This is a genomic window from Pseudomonas sp. ATCC 43928, from assembly GCF_005938665.2.
Lineage (GTDB): Bacteria > Pseudomonadota > Gammaproteobacteria > Pseudomonadales > Pseudomonadaceae > Aquipseudomonas.
On the sequence record NZ_CP041753.1, the window covers coordinates 6,268,568 to 6,291,178 of the forward strand.

21 protein-coding genes are annotated in these 22,611 nt (G+C 60.2%); 13 read left to right on the forward strand and 8 right to left on the reverse strand.

The annotated features are described in order from the left end of the window. Positions 1-56: 56 nt before the first annotated feature. The 5 genes from FFH90_RS28970 to FFH90_RS28990 all read left to right on the forward strand — a co-directional run bounded on the left by FFH90_RS28970 (position 57) and on the right by FFH90_RS28990 (position 4,700). Positions 57-1,487, forward strand: a complete 1,431-nt coding sequence (locus FFH90_RS28970) for a coniferyl aldehyde dehydrogenase (RefSeq protein ID WP_138866448.1) — start codon at positions 57-59, stop codon at positions 1,485-1,487. Positions 1,488-1,515: 28 nt separating this feature from the next. Further along, the gene (locus FFH90_RS28975) at positions 1,516-2,061 is read left to right on the forward strand and encodes a twin-arginine translocation pathway signal protein (RefSeq protein ID WP_138866449.1); all 546 of its coding nucleotides are present in this window, start codon (positions 1,516-1,518) and stop codon (positions 2,059-2,061) included. 73 nt (positions 2,062-2,134) lie between these two features. After that, positions 2,135-3,730, forward strand: coding sequence for a GMC family oxidoreductase (locus FFH90_RS28980; protein ID WP_138866450.1), 1,596 nt, complete (start codon positions 2,135-2,137; stop codon positions 3,728-3,730). Positions 3,731-3,845: 115 nt separating this feature from the next. After that, positions 3,846-4,325: a pantetheine-phosphate adenylyltransferase gene (coaD, locus tag FFH90_RS28985; RefSeq protein ID WP_007939322.1), complete on the forward strand. Its 480-nt coding sequence runs from the start codon at positions 3,846-3,848 to the stop codon at positions 4,323-4,325. A gap of 123 nt (positions 4,326-4,448) precedes the next feature. Next, positions 4,449-4,700, forward strand: coding sequence for a YfhL family 4Fe-4S dicluster ferredoxin (locus FFH90_RS28990; protein ID WP_003195146.1), 252 nt, complete (start codon positions 4,449-4,451; stop codon positions 4,698-4,700). 57 nt (positions 4,701-4,757) lie between these two features. On the opposite strand, the gene FFH90_RS28995 is transcribed toward FFH90_RS28990, so the two are convergent. From FFH90_RS28995 to FFH90_RS29005, 3 genes are read right to left on the reverse strand one after another with little or no spacing between them, the layout of a single operon-like run. Then, positions 4,758-5,081, reverse strand: coding sequence for a multidrug transporter (locus tag FFH90_RS28995; RefSeq protein ID WP_018928681.1), 324 nt, complete (start codon positions 5,079-5,081; stop codon positions 4,758-4,760). 54 nt (positions 5,082-5,135) lie between these two features. Further along, the gene (mutM, locus tag FFH90_RS29000; RefSeq protein ID WP_018928680.1) at positions 5,136-5,948 is read right to left on the reverse strand and encodes a bifunctional DNA-formamidopyrimidine glycosylase/DNA-(apurinic or apyrimidinic site) lyase; all 813 of its coding nucleotides are present in this window, start codon (positions 5,946-5,948) and stop codon (positions 5,136-5,138) included. A 30-nt stretch (positions 5,949-5,978) separates the two neighbouring features. Then, positions 5,979-6,791: an HDOD domain-containing protein gene (locus tag FFH90_RS29005; protein ID WP_168206210.1), complete on the reverse strand. Its 813-nt coding sequence runs from the start codon at positions 6,789-6,791 to the stop codon at positions 5,979-5,981. Between the two features lie 232 nt (positions 6,792-7,023). Between FFH90_RS29005 and FFH90_RS29010 the strand changes: the two genes are divergently transcribed. The 5 genes from FFH90_RS29010 (at position 7,024) to ilvD (ending at position 14,025) form a co-directional block, all read left to right on the forward strand. Continuing rightward, positions 7,024-8,220 carry a class I SAM-dependent rRNA methyltransferase gene (locus FFH90_RS29010; protein ID WP_138866452.1) on the forward strand — a complete coding sequence of 399 codons (1,197 nt, stop codon included), beginning with the start codon at positions 7,024-7,026 and terminating at the stop codon, positions 8,218-8,220. Positions 8,221-8,659: 439 nt separating this feature from the next. Beyond that, on the forward strand, positions 8,660-9,739 hold the full coding sequence (locus FFH90_RS29015) for a SagB family peptide dehydrogenase (RefSeq protein ID WP_138866818.1): 1,080 nt from the start codon (positions 8,660-8,662) through the stop codon (positions 9,737-9,739). Continuing rightward, positions 9,736-10,713 carry a diiron oxygenase gene (locus FFH90_RS29020; RefSeq protein ID WP_138866453.1) on the forward strand — a complete coding sequence of 326 codons (978 nt, stop codon included), beginning with the start codon at positions 9,736-9,738 and terminating at the stop codon, positions 10,711-10,713. Before FFH90_RS29015 ends, FFH90_RS29020 begins: the two co-directional genes overlap by 4 nt. Further along, complete coding sequence (locus tag FFH90_RS29025; RefSeq protein ID WP_138866454.1) at positions 10,706-11,926, forward strand: MFS transporter; 1,221 nt, start codon at positions 10,706-10,708, stop codon at positions 11,924-11,926. The genes FFH90_RS29020 and FFH90_RS29025 overlap by 8 nt, the downstream gene beginning before the upstream one ends. 257 nt (positions 11,927-12,183) lie before the next feature. Next, positions 12,184-14,025, forward strand: a complete 1,842-nt coding sequence (ilvD, locus tag FFH90_RS29030) for a dihydroxy-acid dehydratase (protein WP_018928674.1) — start codon at positions 12,184-12,186, stop codon at positions 14,023-14,025. A gap of 91 nt (positions 14,026-14,116) precedes the next feature. Here the strand turns inward: ilvD and FFH90_RS29035 are convergent, their stop codons facing one another. Then, positions 14,117-15,184 (reverse strand): hypothetical protein, encoded by a 1,068-nt coding sequence (locus FFH90_RS29035; protein WP_018928673.1) that lies wholly within the window; start codon positions 15,182-15,184, stop codon positions 14,117-14,119. A 238-nt stretch (positions 15,185-15,422) separates the two neighbouring features. On the opposite strand from FFH90_RS29035, the gene FFH90_RS29040 reads away from it, so the two are divergent. Then, positions 15,423-16,814: an L-cystine transporter gene (locus FFH90_RS29040; protein WP_138866455.1), complete on the forward strand. Its 1,392-nt coding sequence runs from the start codon at positions 15,423-15,425 to the stop codon at positions 16,812-16,814. 110 nt (positions 16,815-16,924) lie between these two features. Here FFH90_RS29040 and FFH90_RS29045 read toward each other — a convergent pair whose 3' ends face one another. Then, complete coding sequence (locus FFH90_RS29045) at positions 16,925-17,437, reverse strand: dihydrofolate reductase (protein WP_138866456.1); 513 nt, start codon at positions 17,435-17,437, stop codon at positions 16,925-16,927. A gap of 85 nt (positions 17,438-17,522) precedes the next feature. On the opposite strand from FFH90_RS29045, the gene FFH90_RS29050 reads away from it, so the two are divergent. Together FFH90_RS29050 and FFH90_RS29055 are read left to right on the forward strand one after the other, a co-directional pair. Beyond that, the gene (locus tag FFH90_RS29050; protein ID WP_138866457.1) at positions 17,523-18,902 is read left to right on the forward strand and encodes a DUF2868 domain-containing protein; all 1,380 of its coding nucleotides are present in this window, start codon (positions 17,523-17,525) and stop codon (positions 18,900-18,902) included. After that, a complete protein-coding gene (locus tag FFH90_RS29055) occupies positions 18,895-20,271 on the forward strand; it encodes a GTPase/DUF3482 domain-containing protein (protein WP_096479415.1) in 1,377 nt (458 codons plus the stop codon). Before FFH90_RS29050 ends, FFH90_RS29055 begins: the two co-directional genes overlap by 8 nt. 10 nt (positions 20,272-20,281) lie before the next feature. Here the strand turns inward: FFH90_RS29055 and FFH90_RS29060 are convergent, their stop codons facing one another. From FFH90_RS29060 to FFH90_RS29070, 3 genes are all read right to left on the reverse strand, one after another. Then, positions 20,282-20,707: a hypothetical protein gene (locus FFH90_RS29060; protein WP_064620988.1), complete on the reverse strand. Its 426-nt coding sequence runs from the start codon at positions 20,705-20,707 to the stop codon at positions 20,282-20,284. 85 nt (positions 20,708-20,792) lie between these two features. Next, on the reverse strand, positions 20,793-21,359 hold the full coding sequence (locus FFH90_RS29065) for a phosphonate degradation HD-domain oxygenase (protein WP_111452995.1): 567 nt from the start codon (positions 21,357-21,359) through the stop codon (positions 20,793-20,795). Then, positions 21,359-22,492: a TIGR03364 family FAD-dependent oxidoreductase gene (locus FFH90_RS29070; protein ID WP_138866458.1), complete on the reverse strand. Its 1,134-nt coding sequence runs from the start codon at positions 22,490-22,492 to the stop codon at positions 21,359-21,361. Before FFH90_RS29070 ends, FFH90_RS29065 begins: the two co-directional genes overlap by 1 nt. Positions 22,493-22,611: the final 119 nt, after the last annotated feature.

A 22,611-nucleotide genomic window follows, 5' to 3' on the forward strand; every position in this document is an offset into this window, starting at 1 on the left:
CTTTTTAGAGCATGGACTCTAAAAATCCCCTCATTACAATAAATCCGGAGCCGACCATGCCTGCTGACATCGCCTACCTGAAGAACTTGCAGCAGCCTCTGGACGAGCTCCAAACCCTGTTCGATGCTCAACGCGCCGCGTATGCAGGCAACCCGATGCCGCCGGCAGCTCAGCGCCAACAATGGCTAAAGGCATTGCGGGACCTGTTGAGCAATGAGCGCCAGGCCTTGATCGACGCCATCAGCCAGGATTTCAGCCACCGCAGCGCCGACGAAACCTTGCTCGCCGAATTGATGCCCAGTCTGCAGGGTATTCACTACGCCAGCCAACACCTCAAAAGCTGGATGAAGGCCTCGCGGCGTAAAGTCGGCATCGCCTTTCAACCCGCCTCGGCCAAAGTCGTTTATCAACCGCTGGGCGTAGTCGGGGTGATCGTGCCGTGGAACTACCCGTTGTATCTGGCCATCGGGCCACTGGTGGGGGCGCTGTCGGCGGGTAACCGGGTGATGCTCAAACTCAGCGAATCGACCCCCGCCACCGGTTTGCTGCTCAAGGAGTTGCTGGAGCGGATATTCCCTCAAGACCTGGTTTGCGTGGTGCTCGGCGAGGCCGACATCGGCGTGGCGTTCTCCCGGTTGCGCTTCGATCACCTGCTGTTCACCGGCGCCACCAGCATCGGCAAACACGTGATGCGCGCAGCCGCCGAGAACCTGACTCCAGTGACCCTCGAACTGGGCGGCAAGTCCCCGGCCATCGTTTCCCGCGATGTACCGCTCAAGGATGCCGCCGAACGCATCGCTTTCGGCAAGACCCTCAACGCCGGGCAAACCTGTGTCGCCCCGGACTACGTGCTGGTGCCCGAAGACCGCGTCGGCTCTTTCGTCGAAGCCTATCGCCAGGCAGTTCGCGGGTTTTATCCGACCCTGGCCGACAATCCGGACTACACCGCCATCATCAATGACCGACAACTGGCGCGGCTCAACGGCTACCTCAGCGACGCCACCAGCAAGGGCGCGCTGCTGATTCCGCTGTTCGATCAGGGCCAGGGCCGGCGCATGGGTCATAGCCTGCTGCTCAACGTCAGTGACGATATGACGGTGATGCAGGACGAAATCTTCGGCCCGCTGCTGCCAATCGTGCCGTACAAGGACCTCGATGAAGCGTTTGCCTACATCAACCAACGGCCTCGTCCGCTGGCGCTGTATTACTTCGGCTACGACAAGCGCGAGCAAAACCGCGTTCTCCAGGAAACCCATTCCGGCGGCGTATGCCTCAATGACACCTTGCTGCACGTTGCCCAGGACGACATGCCGTTCGGCGGCATCGGTGCCTCGGGCATGGGCCACTACCACGGCCACGAAGGTTTTCTGACCTTCAGCAAGGCCAAGGGTGTGCTTATCAAACAGCGCTTCAACGCGGCGAAGCTGATCTATCCACCGTATGGCAAAGCCATTCAGAAACTGATCCAGAAGCTGTTTGTCCGCTAACGATCAACACCGCCGGGTAATAACAATAATGAGCCCAAGCCTGTCCGACACACCCGCGCTGTCACGGCGCGGCCTGCTTAAATTCAGCCTGGGCGCCAGCGCCTTTCTGGCCACAGCCGGATTCGGCGCGAGCCTCAGCGGCTGCTCGTCGAGCACGGCGGCCAACGGTTTCGCGACTCTGCGCAGCGGTGACCTGTTGTTTCTGCGGGCACTGATCCCGGTAATGCTCGACGGTGCCGTGATCGTCGAGAAAATGCCGGCCGCCGTCGAAGGCACCCTCAAAAGCCTGGATTACAGCCTCGATCACCTGTCTGCGGAAATGCTCAAGCTGACCCGGCAATTGTTCGATGTGCTGGGGATGGGCATCACCCGCGGCCCACTGACCGGGATCTGGGGCAGCTGGGAAAACGCCAGCGGCGAAGATATCCGACACTTTCTCGACCGTTGGGAAAACAGCTCGCTGAGCTTGCTGCGCATGGGCCATGGCTCGTTGCTGCAAATGGTGATGATGGCGTGGTACAGCCGGGCGGAGTCTTGGGCGCATTGTGGGTATCCGGGGCCGCCTACGGTCTGAAACCGTGGCGTCCCTTTCGCGGGCAAGCCGCCTCAGCATCGCACCCAAAACATAACAACAAGAGAACCCGAACATGCCCGTACCCGATCCGTTTCGCGAAGGCCTGGCCCGTGGCTGGAAAACCTATAACGGTTCGCAATTGCCCCAGGACCTGACCCTCGAAGCGGATGTGGCGATCATCGGCAGCGGTGCCGGCGGCGGAACCACCGCCGAAATCCTCAGCGCCGCAGGCTACAAGGTCTTGCTCATCGAAGAAGGCCCACTCAAGACCAGCAGCGACTTCAAGATGCTCGAAGGTCAGGCCTACACCAGCCTCTATCAGGAAGGCATCGGGCGCATGAGCAAGGACGGTGCGATCACCATCCTCCAGGGCCGGGCGGTGGGCGGTACCACGCTGATCAACTGGACTTCGAGCTTTCGCACCCCGGATCAGACGCTCGAACACTGGGCCAAAGAACATGACGTCGTAGGCCACACACCGGCCGAGATGGCGCCCTGGTTCGAGAAAATGGAACAACGCCTGGGCGTCGCCCCGTGGCTAGTGCCGCCCAACGCCAACAACGACGTCATCCGCAAAGGCTGCGAAAAACTCGGCTACGCCTGGCATGTGATCCCGCGCAACGTGCGCGGCTGCTGGAACATCGGCTACTGCGGCATGGGTTGCCCGACCAACGCCAAACAATCGATGCTGGTCACGACCATCCCGGCGACCCTGGAAAAAGGTGGCGAGCTGCTCTATCTGGCCCGCGCTGAAAAGTTGTCGATCAAGGACGCCAGGGTCACGGGTCTGCACTGTGTGGCGATGGATGAGCGTTGCGTTGCCCCTACCGGACGCACAATCACGGTCAAGGCACGGCATTACGTGCTGGCCGGCGGCGGGATCAACAGCCCGGCGCTGCTATTGCGTTCAGAGGCGCCGGATCCCCATGAGCGACTGGGAAAACGGACGTTCCTGCATTTGGTCAACATGTCCGCCGGGCTGTTCGACGAGGTGATCAACCCGTTCTACGGCGCGCCGCAGTCGATTTATTCCGACCATTTCCAGTGGCAGGACGGCATCACCGGCAAGATGTCCTACAAATTGGAGGTCCCACCGCTGCACCCGGCGCTGGCCACCACCCTGCTCGGTGGCTTCGGCACGGAAAACGCCCGGCACATGGAAAACCTTCCGCATACCCACGCCATGCTGGCATTGCTGCGAGACGGCTTTCACCCGGACAGCTCCGGCGGCAGTGTCGAATTACGCAGTGACGGCACGCCGGTGCTCGACTATCAGGTTTCATCGTATGCCTGGGACGGGTTGCGTCGGGCGTTCCATAGCATGGCCGAGATCCAGTTCGCCGGTGGCGCCAACGCCGTGATGCCGATGCATGCCGACGCCCGTTACGTCAGAACCCTCACCGAAGCGCGTGCCTTGATCGATGGATTGAGCCTTGAGCTGTATCGCACGCGCCTGGGCAGTGCTCATGTAATGGGCGGTTGTGCCATGGGTGAAGACCCGAAAAACGCCGTGACCGATAGCCTCGGCCGACATCACCAACTGCACAATCTATCGATTCACGACGGCTCGCTATTCCCCACCAGCATTGGTGCAAACCCACAATTGTCGGTCTACGGACTGACGGCACAACTGGCGAATTCACTGGCCCAGCGTTTGAAAAACCCATGAAAACGAGGAATATTCCCATCGTCTATAGTGCTTTCTTACCCAACAGGCGACTTGGCCGACCGGGAAGGCTGCGATACCATCCGACTCCCCAACGGACTCCCGCCAGGACGACGCGATGAACCGAGTGTTGTACCCAGGTACCTTCGACCCTATTACCAAGGGCCATGGCGATCTGGTCGAACGCGCCTCGCGCCTGTTCGATCACGTGATCATCGCCGTCGCCGCCAGCCCGAAGAAAAACCCGCTGTTTCCCTTGGAACAACGTGTGGAGCTGGCCCGCGAGGTCACCAAACATTTGCCGAACGTTGAAGTCGTCGGCTTCTCGACGCTGCTCGCGCATTTCGCCAAAGAGCAGAACGCCAATGTATTCCTGCGTGGTTTGCGCGCGGTGTCGGACTTCGAATATGAATTCCAGCTGGCCAATATGAACCGCCAACTGGCACCGGATGTGGAAAGCCTGTTTCTTACCCCGTCCGAGCGTTATTCGTTCATTTCCTCGACACTGGTCCGTGAAATCGCGGCCCTGGGCGGCGATATCACCAAGTTCGTCCACCCGGTGGTGGCCGATGCCCTCACCGAACGCTTCAAAAAGTAGGCGCTGCCGAAGGCTGCGATCTGCTGCACTTGATCGCGCCCGCGTGCACTGCGGGCGCCAATGCGGCACAATTGTGCGCATTGGTTTATTGCGCCAGGGCCTGCCGCCCCGGCTGGAGTTAGCATGTCCCTGATCATCACCGACGATTGCATCAACTGCGACGTCTGCGAACCCGAGTGCCCGAACGCCGCCATTTCCCAGGGCGAAGAGATCTACGTGATCGACCCGAACCTGTGCACGCAATGTGTCGGCCACTACGACGAACCGCAGTGCCAGCAGGTCTGCCCTGTGGATTGTATTCCACTGGACGAGGCCCATCCGGAAACTGAAGAACAGTTGATGGAGAAGTACCGGAAGATTACCGGTAAGGCTTGAAAGCCTGGAAAGATCGTCCGAAGGCGGCCCGAACCTTCGGACGATCTTTTTTATGCCTCACTCCCGCTGCTCAAACCCTTCCCCGACGCACCCCAGACACCGCACAAACGCCGCTTTCGCCGGGTCGACCACCAGCGCCTGCCCTGCATCGCCAATGCCGCCGCCCAGCGCGGTAAATGGCAGCGACACCACAAACGCCCCGGCACCGATCACTGTCGCCACCACCAGCAACGGTCGGGCAATCAGCAGATCGCCAAGCATGGCGTAGGCCGGTGGATTCTGGATGGTGTAACGCGGGTCGCCGCTGCCGTTCTCAGTAGCCAGCGTGGGCGCAGCGATGCTCAGCAGCAGCGTGACGACAAAGGTTCGAAACAGATTCATGGCACGGTCCTTCGGCTAGGCAGTGAGAACACTGACTATAGACCGTAGCCGATATCAGCTCTGACAGCGCGGACAAAAGACACTGGCGCGCTGCCCGAGTTTGACTTCCCGCAGCCCCGTGCCACAGACCTTGCAGTGTTCACCACCACGGCCGTATACGAACAGCTCCTGCTGGAAGTACCCCGGCTGGCCGTCGCCGCCGATAAAGTCCCGCAACGTGGTGCCGCCCCGTTCGATGGCGAGCGCCAGGATGCGCTTGATCTCGATCGCCAGCTTCAAATAACGCCCCCGGGAAATGCTCTTGGCCTCGCGGCGCGGGTCGATGCCGGCAGCAAACAGCGCTTCGGTCGCGTAAATATTGCCGACGCCAACCACCACCGCGTTGTCCATGATGAACGGCTTGACCGCCATGGATCGCCCGCGGGACAGCTGGAACAGACGTTCGCCATCGAACAGATCGGTCAACGGCTCCGGCCCCAGGCGAACCAGCAGTTCGTGATTCAGCGGGTCCAGACTCCAGAGCATCGCCCCGAACCGACGCGGGTCTGTGTAACGCAGGGCCAGGCCCGATTCCAGCTCGATGTCCACATGCTCATGCTTGGCCGCCGGCAAGCCGGCTTCCACCAGCCGCAGATTCCCCGACATGCCCAAATGGCTGATCAACGTGCCGACTTCGGCATTGATCAGTAAATACTTGGCCCGCCGTTCCACCAGCACGATGCGCTGGCCCGACAGCCGCACATCCAGGTCTTCGGGGATCGGCCAGCGCAGACGGCGCTCACGCACGATCACCCGGCTGACGCGCTGGCCTTCCAGGTGCGGTGCAATTCCGCGGCGGGTGGTTTCGACTTCCGGCAGTTCTGGCATGGGGCTCTCGAATCAGGCGAGGTTCGACACTCAATGTGTGGCGAGGTCGCGAATTTCTTGTTTCTGGGTTTCGAAATCGTATTCCGATAGACCGATGTAATCGAGCACCAGATGCCCGACATTGTTCCATTCGTGGTCTTCAGACTGGTTGCCCAGCACCCGATAGGAAGCACAAATGTGCTCGGCCATCTTCAGGATTGCCAGCAGGTTCTTCAGCGGCGTATTGCGGCACGACTCATCGCTGAAAATGGCCAGGGCATTGTGATGGTTGGCAATGGCCTGGGTGACATGTTCCGGCAGACGCCAGGACTTGGCGGTGTAATACCCGACCACGGCGTGGTTGGTGTTGTATTGCTTGTTCTCGGTATCCACCACGCGGCATTCGGCGCTGGCGTTGGCATAGGCCTGTTCCAGCACTTTCATGTAATCGGGGAATTTCTTGAGCATCAGCGGAATGCCGCAATCGTGGAACAGACCCAGCGCATAAGCTTCATCGCCGGCCTGGACACCGACGCGCTTGGCCAGGCTCAGGCAGGTCATCGCCACGTCCTGCGCCGTGTCCCAGAAACGGTTGAGGGTGACGATGGTCTCGTCGTTCAGCTCGCCCTTGATCGACTGCGCGTTGATCAGGTTGATGATCGAACGACTGCCCAACAGGTTTACTGCACGCTGGATCGCGGTGATCTTGTTACTCAAGCCGTAGTACGGCGAATTGACGATTTTCAACAAGGCGCCCGAAAGGCCTGGGTCCTGGGAGATCAGTTTGGCGATCACCTCCAGGTCCGGGTCGGGCATATATTGCTCCATCTGCAGATCCACCATGATCTGCGGCTGGGCCGGCACACTGATGCCTTGCAGGGACTGTTGAATCTGTTCAGAAGACAGCTCTTGGGACATAAGTACGCACTCCGGGTCAGGCGGGGATTCTAACCCTTAAAAAGATCGATCCGACAGCCAGTCAAACTCAATCCATATGTGTGCGGGCCCGCGATGGCGCCATGCGCGTTTCATCGTCCGTCAAACCCGCCACTCCCTCAACACGCTATACTCCCGCTCTTTTTTCCGGAGCGACGTCATGTCCCTGCCTAGCCTGCGCCTCAAAGCCAACGCCGACCGACGCCTGCGCAACGGTCACCTGTGGGTCTACAGCAACGAAATCGATGTAGCCGCCACCCCATTGCACGGCTTCAAGGCTGGCGATCAGGCGATCCTCGAAGCCGCCGCCGGCAAGCCGCTGGGCATCGTTGCCATGAGCCCGAACAATCTGATCTGCGCCCGCCTGCTGTCGCGCGACATCAAGTTGCCGCTGGACAAATCGCTGCTGGTGCATCGCCTGAACGTCGCCCTGTCGCTGCGCGATCGCCTGTTCGACAAGCCGTTCTATCGTCTGGTCTATGGCGACTCCGACCTGCTGCCAGGCCTGGTGGTCGACCGTTTCGGCGACATCCTGGTGGTCCAGATCGCTTCGGCGACCATGGAAGCTCACAAAGATGACGTGATCGCGGCCCTGACCCAAGTGCTCAAGCCAAGCGGCATCCTGTTCAAGAACGACTCCGCAGCCCGTGACGCCGAAGGCCTCAACCGTTACGTCGAAACCGTGTTCGGCCTGGTGCCGGAGTGGGTGGCGCTGGAAGAAAACGGCGTGAAGTTCGAAGCGCCGGTCATCCAGGGCCAGAAAACCGGCTGGTTCTATGACCACCGCATGAACCGCGCGCGTCTGGCACCTTATGCCAAAGGTAAACGCGTACTGGACTTGTACAGCTACATTGGTGGCTGGGGCGTGCAAGCGGCCGCCTTCGGCGCCAGTGAAGTGTTCTGCGTCGATGCGTCGGCCTTCGCCCTCGACGGCGTCGAGCGCAACGCCGCACTGAACGGTTTCGCCGAAAAAATGACCTGCATTGAAGGCGACGTGTTCGAAGCCCTCAAAGAGCTGAAAGCCAGCGAAGAGCGTTTCGACGTCATCGTGGCCGACCCTCCTGCATTCATCAAACGCAAGAAAGACATGAAAAACGGCGAAGGCGCCTACCGTCGCCTGAACGAACAAGCCATGCGCCTGCTCACCAAGGACGGCATCCTGGTCAGCGCATCGTGCTCAATGCACCTGCCGGAAGACGATTTGCAGAACATCCTGCTGACCAGCGCCCGTCACCTGGACCGCAACATCCAGATGCTGGAGCGCGGCGGACAAGGCCCGGATCACCCGGTTCACCCAGCCATTGCCGAAACCCGCTACATCAAGAGCATTACCTGCCGTCTGCTGCCAAACAGCTGAGTACGCCGGTTTGACGGGGAGCCGACAGGCTCTCCGTCAGCCATTCTGACGCTGCGACATCTCCTCTCCCGCCCCATCGTCTTACTCTTGCAGTCCTACAAACTTGCAGGACGTTTCCCTGCACATTTGATTTGAAAGAATATAACTTACAAACTTTCTCCAACCCCAAGACTGCTCCGACAAAATTACTGGAATATTCCTACTTGATCTCCCCTTGATAAGAGCCCATTAAAGCCTATGATTGAGTTGTCACCTCGAAGTGACACTCACTATCAAATGACAAGGAGTCAACAACATGAAAGCAATTACTCTGGAAGCTAACAAAATCGCCAACCTGGCTTTTCTGGTTGCACCAAAAGCCCGCTAAGTAAATGAGACGCTGGGGAGTGCCGGCTACCCAGCGTGTTCTATGGCACCCGTCCAGAGCGAACCGCCCACCATGCAGATAAACCCATATCTATTCATACTTCCTCGCACGCCCGGCCAAATAGTCTGGGATTACAAAAATCACAAACAATTTGAACTAAGCCTTGAATACTCAAGCAGACTTACGCAACTAATCAACAACCCCGAACTTTATAACGACAGCAACATAGTTGACACTCAACTCCTGAACGCAGGAATACTGACAACATCAATACAAGGTACTGTTGAATGGGGCTGGGATGAACTGTCGAAGATATTCCATATCGGTACCAAAAACATCCCCTGCGAACATGTCCCTCAGGATATTCATGAATGGTCCAGACACTACCTGGACCACTGCACCGAAGTGCTGGCCGCTCCTGCGCCGAGCAACCGGCCCACAGAACGCCAGGCGCGGGAGCTGATTGGCCTGCCAAAGCCTTCCTGCCTGCCGGAAGGGTCTCTTGCCAACGTCCTGATCGGCCGAAAAACCTGCCGCACCTTCACGGACTCAGCAGTTTCACTGGAAGCTATCGGCACGCTGCTTTACCTGTCCCTTGGCTACTTGCATGAGCGCGAAAACGATGTCGACGAAACCCTTGTCGAAGGTCTCGATGCCCGGCGCAGCAGCCCATCCGGTGGCGGGCTGAATGCCTGCGAAGGCTTTCTTCATGTACACAACGTCAGCGGCCTGAAACCCGGGCTCTACGCCTATCACCCCACCGACCACGCCTTGAGTTTCGTCAACCCGACACCTGACTCACCACTGGGGCAGTTGCTGTGTGGACAGCACTTCATCAACAACCTGCCCGTGGGCCTGTTCATCACCAGTCGGTTCGACAAGCTGTGGTGGAAATATGAACACTCGCGAGCCTACCGAATGGCCTTCGTGGAAGCAGGGCATATTTCTCAAACATTCCAACTGGTGGCCACTGCACTGGGGTTGAACACCTGGCTGACGGGGGCGCTGGCCGATGATCAGGTCGAGGTCTTGCTGGGGATCGAGAACAGCGCGGAACAACCTTTGTTTTTTGTCGGCTGTGGCTACAGCGACGGACAAGTGATGTGCAAGGAATTGAAAGATCTTCTGAGCAGTCGGGAGCCGCAACAATGACCACTCCCATCATTGCCCCGTTGGAGCAGCCCGTGTCCTGGGCTCATCGTTACACCCTGGGCGACTGGAACACCCGTGCGTCAGTGCGCACCAGCGAACACGACTATCTATTACCACCAGACCTGGAACAGCAACTGGAAACGCGCCACTGGTTTCCTCCAGGCTTCCTGGCTTACCTGACTCACCCGGCCATCCAGGCGGCAGGTCAATCCGTCATCCATCGGTTGTCGGCCAATCATCTGGTGTACTTCCTCGACTACACCACCTTGCTTGAGCACCGCATCGTCAACCGCTCCGTGGAAACCATCATCCATGATGAACTGAACGTCCACATTCCCGCACGAATGAAGACCGCCGCGCTTCAGCTTTATACCGACGAGGGTTATCACGCCCTGTTTTCCAACAGCCTTGCCGAGCAAGTAGCCAGTTTCTACGGGATCAGCCGACGTCCGGTCATGCCCCACCGCATCATGCGATTGAACGCCCTGCTTGACGGCGCCCCTGAAAGATACAGGGCGCTGGCCTGGTTTCTCGTCGGGTTCGTGTCGGAGACGATCATTGCCAAGGAACTGCTCGATGTCTGCCGTAACGACCTGGTTTCCAGCGTCCAGGCAATGCTCAGGGATCATCTGGCGGACGAGGCGCGCCATAGTCGCTATTTCTCTGAAGTGTTCCATTACCTGTGGCTGACGCTGAACAGCCCTCAACGCACGTTTGTCGCCAAAGCGCTGCTGGACATCATCCGGATGTTCTTCGAAGCCGATGAGCGATGGATGCGCGAAAGCCTGCTCAGCGCGGGTCTTGGCGAGACCACCATCACGGAAATTCTTGGCGGACTGACCAGCCCCCAAGCCACCCATCAACGGGCGCGATCCGGTGCTGGCGCAACGCTTCAGGCGTTAAAAAAGGCTGGTTTCTTCGACCTGCCCTCCAACCAGCAACTGTTCATGAAGGCAGGGCTTATCGATGGCTGAAGGACAATCCGCAGTAACCGCCGGACAACGTCGGGGAGCGGTCAGCCTGTTGTTGGCCATGGTGCTGCTTGGCGTGTTCCCGCTGGATGTCCTGCTGCCCTCTTTCCCGGCGCTCGCCGAACACTTTCGCAGCACACCCGCCGACATTGCGCTGTCGATCAGTCTGTTTGCCGTCGGCATAGCGGTCTCCCAACTGCTGATCGGGCCGCTGTCGGATGTGATCGGGCGCAAAGGACTGTTGCTCGCTGGAATAACCATCTCGATGCTGGGTGCAGTGGGCTGCACGCTGACCACGGACTATGTTCACTTCCTGTTGTTCCGTGTGATTCAGGCACTCGGCTGCGGGTGTTTCGTGCTGTCACAAGCATTGATCCAGGACCTGTTCGAGGGCGAGGAGCGTGACCGGTTGCGGATCCTGATGGTGACTGCCACCGGCGTTTTCATCTCGGTCTCACCGTTGGCCGGCACGTTCCTGCAAGCCACGCTGGGCTGGCAGGGCAGCTTTGTGGTGTTTATCGCACTGGCTGGAATAGTACTGCTCAAGGCCTGTTTTTTTCTCGAAAACACTCGGCCTGCGGCAACCGGGGCGCTATCGAATATCTTCCAGCCCTACCGCCGGGTCTTGTGCGATGTCGACTTTCTGTCCTACTGGCTGATTTCCGCCTTTGCTTTCGCCTGCCATTTTTCCTTCGTAGTGATTTCGCCGCTGATTTTTATGGATCAACTCCAGCTGTCGGCCTATGACTTCTCCCTGGTCCTGCTGGCATACGGCGGCGCCTACATTATCGGCGGCACGGTTGCGACGCTGCTGGGTAAACGTCTCAGTCCCGGCCATCAAGTCATCAGCGGGCTGAGCCTGATCCTGCTGTCCGGCCTGATCATGCTTTACCTCTCAAGCCACTTTGCATTGTCCCCGATTACCGTCCTGGTACCGATGCTCATCTGTACCGCCGGCACCACCATTGCCCGACCGGCCGCCACGTCCAAAGCCATGAGCCTGTTCCCTGAAAATGCGGGAACTTCGGCGTCGGCCGGCAGTACGGTGATTTTCATCTGTGGCGGGTTGATCAGTGCGCTCATCAGCCTGAGCCCGGCCAACCTGCAATCCACGCTGGGATACAGCTTTATCATCCTGAGCAGCGTGGCGCTGGTACTCAACAGTCGTATCCATAGCCGAGCCAAGAGCCTGGGAGCCAGCCCAAGCGTCGAATAATCCTGCCAGTCGTCATCCCACACGCCCCGTCAGCACTGGATCAACGTTTTCCGGCATTCCCTCCTGACGCCAGCGGTGTAGAATCGCGAGATTCATCGCCAGTCATCCCCCGGCGGGTTTATGAGCTCAAGCTGAAGCGCGCGGCGATCCCGCAAAGTTATCGGCAACTTCCGGACACACGGCCATTTCTGAGTGTTCCAGACGTCAATAGAAGCTCACTTCCCTTTTGATACCTGATTTGCCGCCCGGAGTGCTCCATGCCTGATTACCGCTCGAAAACATCCACCCACGGTCGCAACATGGCCGGTGCTCGCGCACTGTGGCGCGCCACGGGGATGAAAGATGACGACTTCAAGAAGCCGATCATCGCCATTGCCAACTCCTTTACCCAATTCGTACCGGGCCATGTGCACCTGAAGGATCTGGGTCAACTGGTCGCACGTGAAATCGAACGGGCCGGCGGCGTAGCCAAAGAATTCAACACCATCGCCGTGGATGACGGCATCGCCATGGGCCACGACGGCATGCTCTATTCGCTGCCGAGCCGCGAGATCATCGCCGACTCCGTCGAATACATGGTCAACGCCCACTGCGCCGACGCCATTGTCTGCATTTCCAACTGCGACAAGATCACCCCTGGCATGCTGATGGCCGCCTTGCGCCTGAACATCCCGGTAATCTTCGTGTCCGGCGGCCCGATGGAAGCCGGCAAGACCAAACTGGCCAGCCACGGTCTCGACCTGGTCGACGCCATGGTGATCGCCGCCGACTCCAGCGCCTCTGACGAGAAGGTCGCCGAGTACGAGCGTAGCGCCTGCCCTACTTGCGGTTCCTGCTCCGGCATGTTCACCGCCAACTCGATGAACTGCCTGACCGAAGCCCTTGGTCTCGCATTACCGGGCAACGGTTCGACCCTGGCCACCCACAGCGACCGCGAACAGCTGTTCCTGCAAGCCGGCCGCACCATCGTCGAGCTGTGCAAGCGTTACTACGGCGAGAACGACGAGTCGGTGTTGCCGCGCAACATTGCCAACTTCAAGGCGTTCGAAAACGCCATGACCCTGGACATCGCCATGGGCGGTTCCACCAACACCATCCTGCACTTGCTGGCCGCGGCCCAGGAAGCCGAGATCGATTTCGACCTGCGCGACATCGACCGCCTCTCCCGCCATGTACCGCAACTGTGCAAGGTCGCGCCGAACATCCAGAAGTACCACATGGAAGACGTGCACCGCGCCGGCGGGATCTTCAGCATCCTCGGCTCCCTGGCCCGTGGCGGCCTGTTGCACACCGACCTGCCGACCGTACACAGCAAGACCATGGCCGAAGGTATCGCCAAGTGGGACATCACCCAGACCAACGACGAAGCGGTGCATCACTTCTTCAAGGCTGGCCCTGCGGGCATCCCGACGCAAACCGCGTTCAGCCAGTCGACCCGCTGGGAAACCCTGGACGACGACCGTGAAAACGGCTGCATCCGCAGTGTCGAACACGCTTACTCGAAAGAAGGCGGCCTGGCCGTTCTGTACGGCAACATCGCGCTGGACGGTTGCGTGGTGAAAACCGCCGGTGTCGACGAGTCGATCCACGTCTTCGAAGGCAACGCGAAGATCTTCGAAAGCCAGGACAGCGCCGTACGCGGCATCCTCGCCGACGAAGTGAAGGCTGGCGACATCGTGATCATTCGTTATGAAGGCCCGAAAGGCGGCCCGGGCATGCAGGAAATGCTCTACCCGACCTCTTACCTGAAATCCAAAGGCCTGGGCAAAGCCTGCGCCCTGCTGACCGACGGCCGTTTCTCCGGCGGCACTTCGGGCCTGTCCATCGGCCACGCTTCGCCAGAAGCCGCTGCCGGTGGCGCGATCGGTCTGGTGCAGGACGGCGACAAGGTCCTGATCGACATTCCGAACCGCTCGATCAACCTGTTGGTCAGCGACGAAGAACTGGCCGCGCGCCGGGTCGAGCAGGACAAGAAAGGCTGGAAGCCGGTGGAAAAGCGTCCACGTAAAGTGACCACCGCTCTGAAAGCCTATGCCCTGTTGGCAACCAGCGCCGACAAGGGTGCCGTGCGTAACAAAGCGATGCTCGACGGGCTGTAATACTTAACCGTCGAACAAAAAAATGCCCCGCCAAGTGCGGGGCATTTTTTTGATCGTTCCCACGCAGAGCGTGGGAGCGAGATCACAGCGCTTACTGAATCTCTTCCGGCTTGACGATCACCCAGTTCTTGTCCGCCGTCACCGCCAACCCTTCTTTCGCCTGGGCCGCTGCGTGCTTGGCCATCATGCCGTTAATCTGGGTCATGTACTTGTCTTTGCGGTTGACCCACAAATGGATGCCGCCCTTGGACACGTCGACGCTGTGGAACAGCATGTAACCGTCGCTGCTCGGCGTATCACCACCCACCAGGACCGGTTTTTTCCATTCATCGATGTAGGTCAGGATCGCCGCTTGCTTGCCGGCCATCCAGGTTGCCGGAGTCCACAGGTACGGGGTCAACTCGAGGCCAAGGTTGGCCTTCTCGTCATACTTGCCCGCAGTGATCTGCTTACGCGCCGTGGTCAGTTCACCAGTCTTGCGGTCCTTGAGCATCGTGGTCACACCGATCACGTTCTGCGGTTTGACGTTGTAGCCGTACTTCGGATCGGCAGCGACCATGCGCACCAATTCTTCGGAGGCAGCGGTCATCACGTAGACCTCAATGCCATTTTCCATCAGCTTGTTGTAGAGCTCGGCCTGGCCGGTGAAGACTTTCGGCGGCTGGACGTCGATGGTCTTGACCACATCGCCGTCGTAATAAGTGCTCGGCACCGGTTTGCCAGACGCCATCAGCTCATCGACGTAGCCCTTGAGCTCTTGAAGCGTGAAGCCGGAAAACACTTGGGCGACCCATGGATAGCAGACCATGTCGTCGATTTCGCAGAGACGATAGTAGTAGCTGAACAGGCTCTCCTTGTGGTCGGCGGTGTCTTTGAACGGGATCAGTTTCAGCGAGGGGTCGAGGCTCTCGCGGGTGATCAGGCCCTTGTTTTCCATGAACGGCAACAATGACTCTTCGAGGTCGTAGCGGTAACTGGTGTTGTCCATGTCGAACACCGCGAAGTTACCCTTGTTGGCATTGGCCGCGATCATCGCGTCCAGCGCCTTGGCCTGATCCGCTGGCCAGTGCTTCAGGTCGGTAGCGAACGCCTGGCCGGCAAGGCCAAGACTCAAACCCAATCCAAGTGCAGCAGCAAGAAATTTCGGTGCAAGCTTCATCGGCGTTTCTCCCCGGTTCAAAGAAATCGACGCTAACAAATAAGTGTGACAGTCCTCGCCTGCCCGCGACCGCTTGCATCCTGATTCCGTCAGCGGCATTCCTTATAGCGGCATTGGCTTATTCCAAAAACGACAGTTGACCGCTGTTTTTGATATTAAATCATTACATATCAAGCTGTTAGGCTTACCGGTTCGCAGTCACACACGAAGGTGGCTGGCACAAGTCTATGGAGCCTCTATGAATCTGCCGCTGATTCTCAATCTGCTGGTGTTCCTCGCCTTGCTCTTTGGCCTGGCGCAAACCCGTCACACCACCTGGAGCCTGGCGAAAAAGGTGTTGCTGGCGCTGGTGCTGGGCGTGGTATTCGGTATCGCCCTGCACACGATTTATGGTGCGGGCAACCCGGTGTTGAAAGCTTCGATCGGTTGGTTCGATCTGGTGGGCAACGGTTACGTGCAGTTGCTGCAGATGATCGTGATCCCGCTGGTGTTCGCCTCGATCCTCAGTGCCGTGGCCCGTCTGCACAACGCTTCGTCGCTGGGCAAGATCAGCTTCCTGACCATCGGCACGCTGCTGTTCACCACCGCCATCGCGGCGCTGATCGGTATCGGCCTGACCAACCTGTTCGGCCTCACCGCCGAAGGTCTGGTCGCCGGCACCCAGGAAATGGCTCGTCTGCAAACCATCCAGACCGACTATGCGGGCAAGGTCGCCGACCTGAATGTGCCGCAACTGTTGTTGTCGTTCATCCCGCAGAACCCGTTCGCCGACCTCGCTCGCGCCAAACCGACGTCGATCATCAGTGTGGTGATCTTCGCCGCATTCCTTGGGGTCGCGGCGCTGCAACTGCTCAAGGATGATGTCGAGAAAGGTCAGAAAGTGATCAACGCCATCGACACCCTGCAAGCCTGGGTGATGCGTCTGGTGCGCCTGGTGATGAAGCTGACCCCATACGGCGTGTTGGCGCTGATGACCAAAGTGGTCGCCGGCTCCAACCTGCAAGACATCATCAAGCTCGGCAGTTTCGTGGTGGTGTCGTACATCGGCCTGGGCCTGATGTTTGTGATCCATGGCGTGCTGGTGTCGGCCGCCGGGATCAACCCGTTGCGCTTCTTCCGCAAGATCTGGCCAGTGCTGACGTTCGCCTTCACCAGCCGCTCCAGCGCCGCCACCATTCCGCTGAGCATCGAAGCCCAGACCAGCCGTTTGGGTATTCCACAGTCCATCGCCAGTTTCGCTGCCTCGTTTGGCGCGACCATTGGCCAGAACGGCTGTGCCGGTCTGTACCCGGCAATGCTGGCGGTGATGGTTGCGCCAACCGTGGGCATCAACCCGCTGGACCCTTTGTGGATCGCGACGTTGGTGGCGATTGTGACGCTGAGTTCGGCCGGGGTGGCCGGGGTTGGTGGCGGTGCAACCTTCGCCGCGCTGATCGTGTTGCCGGCCATGGGTTTGCCGGTGTCACTGGTGGCGTTGCTGATTTCCGTTGAACCGCTGATCGACATGGGTCGCACGGCGTTGAACGTCAGTGGCTCGATCACCGCTGGGGCGATCACCAGCCAGATCATGCAGCAGACGGATAAAGCGCTGTTGGATGCGGATGAGCATTCGGAGTTGGCTCACGCTTAACCCGTACTGATCGTTCCCACGCTCCCGCGTGGGAATGCCTCAAGGGACGCTCCGCGTCCAGTGACGCGGAGCGTCACGGGCTGCATTCCCACGCAGAGCGTGGGAACGATCTATGTGCGCTCCCACACCTCAAAGCTATACGCCGGTTTGTCGCCTTCTGCCGGATTCGGAACATTCGACACCAGCTTCCACTGGTTCACATCAAACTCCGGAAACCACGCATCCCCTTCCGGGCTCAACGCCACGCGCGTCAGGTATAGCCGATCGGCCTGCTCCAGACCTTGCGCATACAACTGCGCGCCACCTATCAGCATCAACTCATCGACGCCCTGCTCCAGCGCCCATTCCTCGGCGCGAACCACGGCCGCCTCCAGTGACGGATAAACCTCCGCACCTTCCAGCTTCAGATCCGCCTGGCGACTGACCACGATGTTCAACCGGCCCGGCAGCGGACGACCGAGGGAATCCCAGGTCTTGCGCCCCATGATGATCGGCTTGCCGAGGGTGGTGGCCTTGAAGTATTTGAAGTCCCCCGGCAAGTGCCAGGGCATGCTGTTGTCGACGCCGATCACACGGTTTTCACCGAGGGCTGCGATCAGGCTGAGGGGGAGTGATTTAGTCATGCCGGCGAGGATACCAGAGCCTTCCTTACCCCGATAAGCGTCACAGCGGTTATGCTCATCGCTCAATGAAGCGACGGGATGCCGCGTGACTGAACTGACGCCCCTGCAAAACCTCTGGCTGAGCGAAACCATACGCCTGCGTGAAGAACACGCCGGCCCCCTGGATGATCTGGAAGCCAACCGAGTCGCCCGTAGCGCCGGCGGCGACCTGCCGACGCGCATTCAATGCCGCGCCCGGTGGCTGGCCGAGCGCGACGGGCAGACCCGCGCCCTCAAACACTGGCTGCAAGGCGCGCGACTGGCGTTGATCGTGCTCGCCGTGCTGGCCGTGATCAGTGGCGCCGGCCTGGCGTTTGCCGCGCTGGGCGACGGCCAGTCCCCGGTCAATGTGTTCTGGGCCTTGGGCAGCCTGCTGGGGCTGAACCTGATTCTGCTATTGAGCTGGGCCCTGGGCCTGGTGTTCGCCGGCGAACAGAGCGCCGCCCTCGGACGCTTGTGGTTGTGGCTCAGTGAAAAACTCGCCCGCGATGCCAACGCCGCGCAACTGGCGCCAGCCCTGCTGCTGTTACTGCAACGGCAGAAACTCAATCGGTGGGCGCTGGGTGTGCTGGTCAACGGCTTGTGGTTGTTGGCGATGCTCAGTGCCTTGGTGATGCTGCTGACGCTGATGGCGACCCGGCGCTATGGCTTCGTCTGGGAGACCACCATCCTCGGCGCCGACACCTTCGTCGCCATGACCCAGGCCCTCGGCGCCCTGCCGGCCTTGCTCGGTTTCAGTGTGCCCAGCGTGGAGATGATCCGCGCCAGCGGCGATGTCGCGCTGAACATCGAAAGCGCCCGCCAGGCCTGGGCGGCGTGGCTGGTGGGCGTGCTGCTGGTGTACGGCGTGTTACCGCGTTTGCTGCTCGCATTGTTCTGCCGGTGGCGCTGGAAAACCGGCCAGGCAGCCTTGCATCTGGACTTGAACCTGCCCGGCTACGCCCAACTGCGCGAACGGCTGATGCCCACCAGCGAACGCCTGGGTATTAGCGATGCCGCGCCTGAGCAACTTCACCGGGTTGAAAACGCGGCCAGCGATCTGCAAAGCGATGGCGCACTGTTGGTGGCCATCGAGCTGGACGATCAACGCCCCTGGCCACCGCAGCTGCCGAAAAGCGTCAACGACGCCGGCATCCTCGACAGCCGCGAATCCCGGCACAAACTGCTCGAACAGCTGAGTCGCTTTCCCCCGGCCCGCCTGGCCATCGCCTGCGATCCACGGCGTTCGCCGGACCGTGGCAGCCTGGCGCTGATTGCCGAACTGGCTCGCAGTGCTACGGCTACCCGCGTGTGGCTGCTGCAAGCGCCGCCCGGCGAAGCACTGGATGCCGAACGCCTGGGCGACTGGCACGTTGCGCTGCAACAACTGGACTTGCCATTCGCCGATTGCGCGCCGTTGAGCTGGCTGGAGACGGGTCATGACTGATGCCTGGAAACGGCCATTGAAACTCGCCGTGGTCGGCCACACCAACGTCGGCAAAACCTCGTTACTGCGAACGCTGACGCGGGATGTCGGCTTCGGCGAAGTCTCCCATCGCCCCAGCACCACGCGCCACGTCGAAGGCGCGCGATTGTCGGTAGACGGCGAGCCGTTGCTCGATCTGTTCGACACGCCGGGCCTGGAAGACGCCATCGCCCTGCTCGACTACCTCGAGCGCCTGGAACGGCCCGGCGAACGCCTCGACGGCCCGGCGCGGCTGGCGCGCTTCCTTGAGGGCAGCGAAGCCCGGCAGCGCTTCGAACAGGAAGCCAAGGTGTTGCGACAATTGCTCGCCTCCGACGCCGGCCTCTATGTGATCGACGCTCGGGAGCCAGTGCTGGCCAAGTACCGCGACGAACTGCAAGTGCTGGCCAGTTGCGGCAAACCGCTGCTGCCGGTGCTGAACTTTGTCAGCAGCGCCCAGCAGCGCGAACCGGATTGGCGTGAAGCCCTGGCGCGGTTGGGCTTGCATGCCTTGGTGCGGTTCGACAGCGTCGCGCCGCCGGAAGATGGCGAACGCCGACTGTATGAAAGCCTCGCGCTGCTGCTGGAAAACTCCCGCGAACAACTGGAACGCCTGATCGCCGATCAGCAGGCCCAACGCCTGGCCCGTCAGCAGAGTGCAGCGCAGTTGATTGCCGATTTATTGATCGATTGCGCCGCCTGCCGCCGCAGTGTCGCCAGCGAGGCGGAGCAGGAACAGCAAGCGATCAGCGAACTGCGCAAAGCGGTGCGTCAGCGTGAACAACGTTGCGTCGAAGCCTTGCTCAAGCTCTACGCCTTCCGCCCACAGGACGCGGCGGCCAGTGACCTGCCGCTGCTCGATGGTCGCTGGGGCGATGACCTGTTCAACCCGGAAACCCTGAAACAACTCGGTGTACGGGTCGGCGGTGGCATCGCGGCTGGCGCGGCGGCCGGGGCCGGCGTCGATTTGCTGGTGGGCGGCCTGACCCTCGGCGCGGCGGCACTGGCCGGAGCGATTGCCGGCGGCGCCCTGCAAACCGCCCGCAGTTACGGCAGCCGCCTGCTGGGCAAGATCAAGGGCCAGCGAGAACTGACTGTCGACGACAGCGTGCTGCGGTTGTTGGCCCTGCGTCAGCGACAACTGTTGCAAGCCCTGAACCAGCGCGGGCACGCGGCGATGGACAGCATTCAGGTCGCCACACCACAGGACAAAACCTGGCGCGAAGGCAAACTGCCGGAAGCGCTGAACAAGGCTCGAGCACATCCGCAGTGGTCGTCGCTCAATCCTCATTCGAAGGTGAATCAGGCGGAGCGGCAGGAGCAGGTTGAGGTGTTGGCGCAGCAGCTCTAACCAACGATCGTCAGCGCCAATCCAGTTTCAGAAACTCTTTGGCCAATGCCTTCACACGGCTACGATCGGTCCTGTTCGCTCGCCCGTCGTTGTCCACATCCGAGCTCAACACCCACTCAAAAACCCCATCGTTATCCAGATCGCGGACCGCAGCCTTGTAGGCAATCCTCGGTCCGTCATGAAAATGCAGTCGTACCGTCTCAGGCGTACCGTCAGCGGATGGATTCTGCGAGAAGATGCGCAAGTGCCGCTCCTCAGCTTCATCCGCGTTATACCAGGCGCATTTCAAGTACGTTTTGCCAAACGACTTGAGCTGTTGACGATCCGCGTCCGTCGCCTCGCGCTGCAACTGTTCACCTTCAAAGAACTGGAAAACGACGGTATCTGCCGAGCCCTTCCCGCTTCGATCCTGTGCAATAACTTTCAAAAAATGCATCCATGCGCTCCTTTGCGAAAAGGCCAGATTGATGCTTCGACGCGCGTTGATCCATAAACCGATTCCCTATCGTGTGTCAGACAACTCAGCGCAGAACGCCGGACAACAGGCCCGCAGCCTTGCGTTTCAAGACGTCGAGGTCCATCACCGGCACGTCCATGTCCTTGGCGCGCTCATCCCACTGACGCATCCGCAGACTGACCTCGCACAATGGATCGCGCTCAAAAGCCTCAGCCTCTTCAGCGCTCATCACCCCGCCCTGATACTCCAGCGTCCGCCGACTGGCTTCACTCAAACGCTCGTAGTACCCAGGCTCTCTGAGCGTCAGATAACGCTTGGCCTGCACGTGATATTCCACCAGCCGCGCCATGCGTTCGCTGAAACCGGCCCGACGCAAATAATCAGCGCCCAAACGCTCATGGCTGACCACCCCGAAGCCACCCATGCTCTCGACCCCCTCGGCACAGAGATGCCCGATGTCGTGAAAGAACGCCGCCAGCACCACTTCATCATCGAAGCCCTCGGCCATCGCCAGTTCGGCCGCTTGCGACATGTGCTCGATCTGCGACACCGGTTCACCGATGTAGTCGATATCGCCAAACCGTTCGTACAGACCGAACACCTCGGCGATCACTTGCTGATGTCGGTCCATCACCTGTCTCCCAATAAGCTGGCGACATTACGTTCCGCCAACGCCGGCCCGACGCTCATGCCGACACCGGTGTGCATCAGCGCCACGCTCACACCCGGCATCGGCCGCAGAAAGGAGAACGGGCCAGGACCGCGTGAACCGTAAACACCCTGCCAGCGCTCGACCACTTGGACCTTGCAGCCCAACGTCTGCTCGGCCAGTTCGAGCATCCAGTCGTCCACCTGTTCGGCATTGAACGGTGATGGATCGCTGCCGTAATGGTGGGAGTCGCCGATGATCAACTCACCGTACGGTGTCGGGCTGATCAGCAGGTGAATGCCGTTTTCATACAGATGAGGAGTGTCGCGCAAAATCTGCGCCTGTACCGCCGCGGCTTCCGGCAGATCGGCGAAGGCGCCGTAGTGCACGCAACTCAGACCGGTGAGCAGTGCGTGTTGCAGGTTGAGGTTGATCTGCGGCCGGGCGCGGAGCATTTGCAGGCGGCAGATTTGCGGGTTGAGTTCGGCAATCGGCTCGGCCAGCAAAGTTTGATAATCGTGGCCGGAGCAAACGATGATCTGCTCGGCGCTGAAGGTGCCGGCGGTGCTGTGCAAGCGGCCCGGCTCGATGTCGCGCACCAGGGTGGAGAAGTGAAACTCGACACCCCACTCACGGCGCAGGTAGTCGATCAATGCCGGCATCGCCTCGCGGGAATACAGCTGTTGATCTTCCATGCCGTGCAACGCGGCGCGGTGATGGCTGAATTGACCGCCGTATAAATCCCGCAATGGGTTGCCGCGCAACAGCTCGACACGGTAACCGTGCTCCACGGCACGCCCGGCGCAGAAGGCTTCCAGCAGGTGTTCTTCCGCTTCGGTACGCGCAAACAGGTACGAGCCGTTGCGCTTGAGGTGCAGGCCGGCAAGTTCTGCCCATTGGCCCCAGATTTCTCGACTGGCCCTGGCCAATTCGAGCATCGGCCCTGGTGGCTGGCCGGTGACCAGTGCCTGACCGAAGTTGCGTACAGATGCGCCCAATGGTGTGGCGCTCCGCTCGAAGACTTTGACCTTGAGGCCGCGCCTGGCGGCGGCACAGGCGTGGGACAGGCCGAGAATGCCGGCGCCGACGATCAGCATGTCGCTGTGGTGTGTCATGAAGATAATCCCGCTTTTTGTGGCGAGGGAGCTTGCTCCCGCTGGGGCGCCTAGCGGCCCCCCCTCTCTATCTGAAAAGAAGGGGCCTGCTGCGCAGTCCAGCGGGAGCAAGCTCCCTC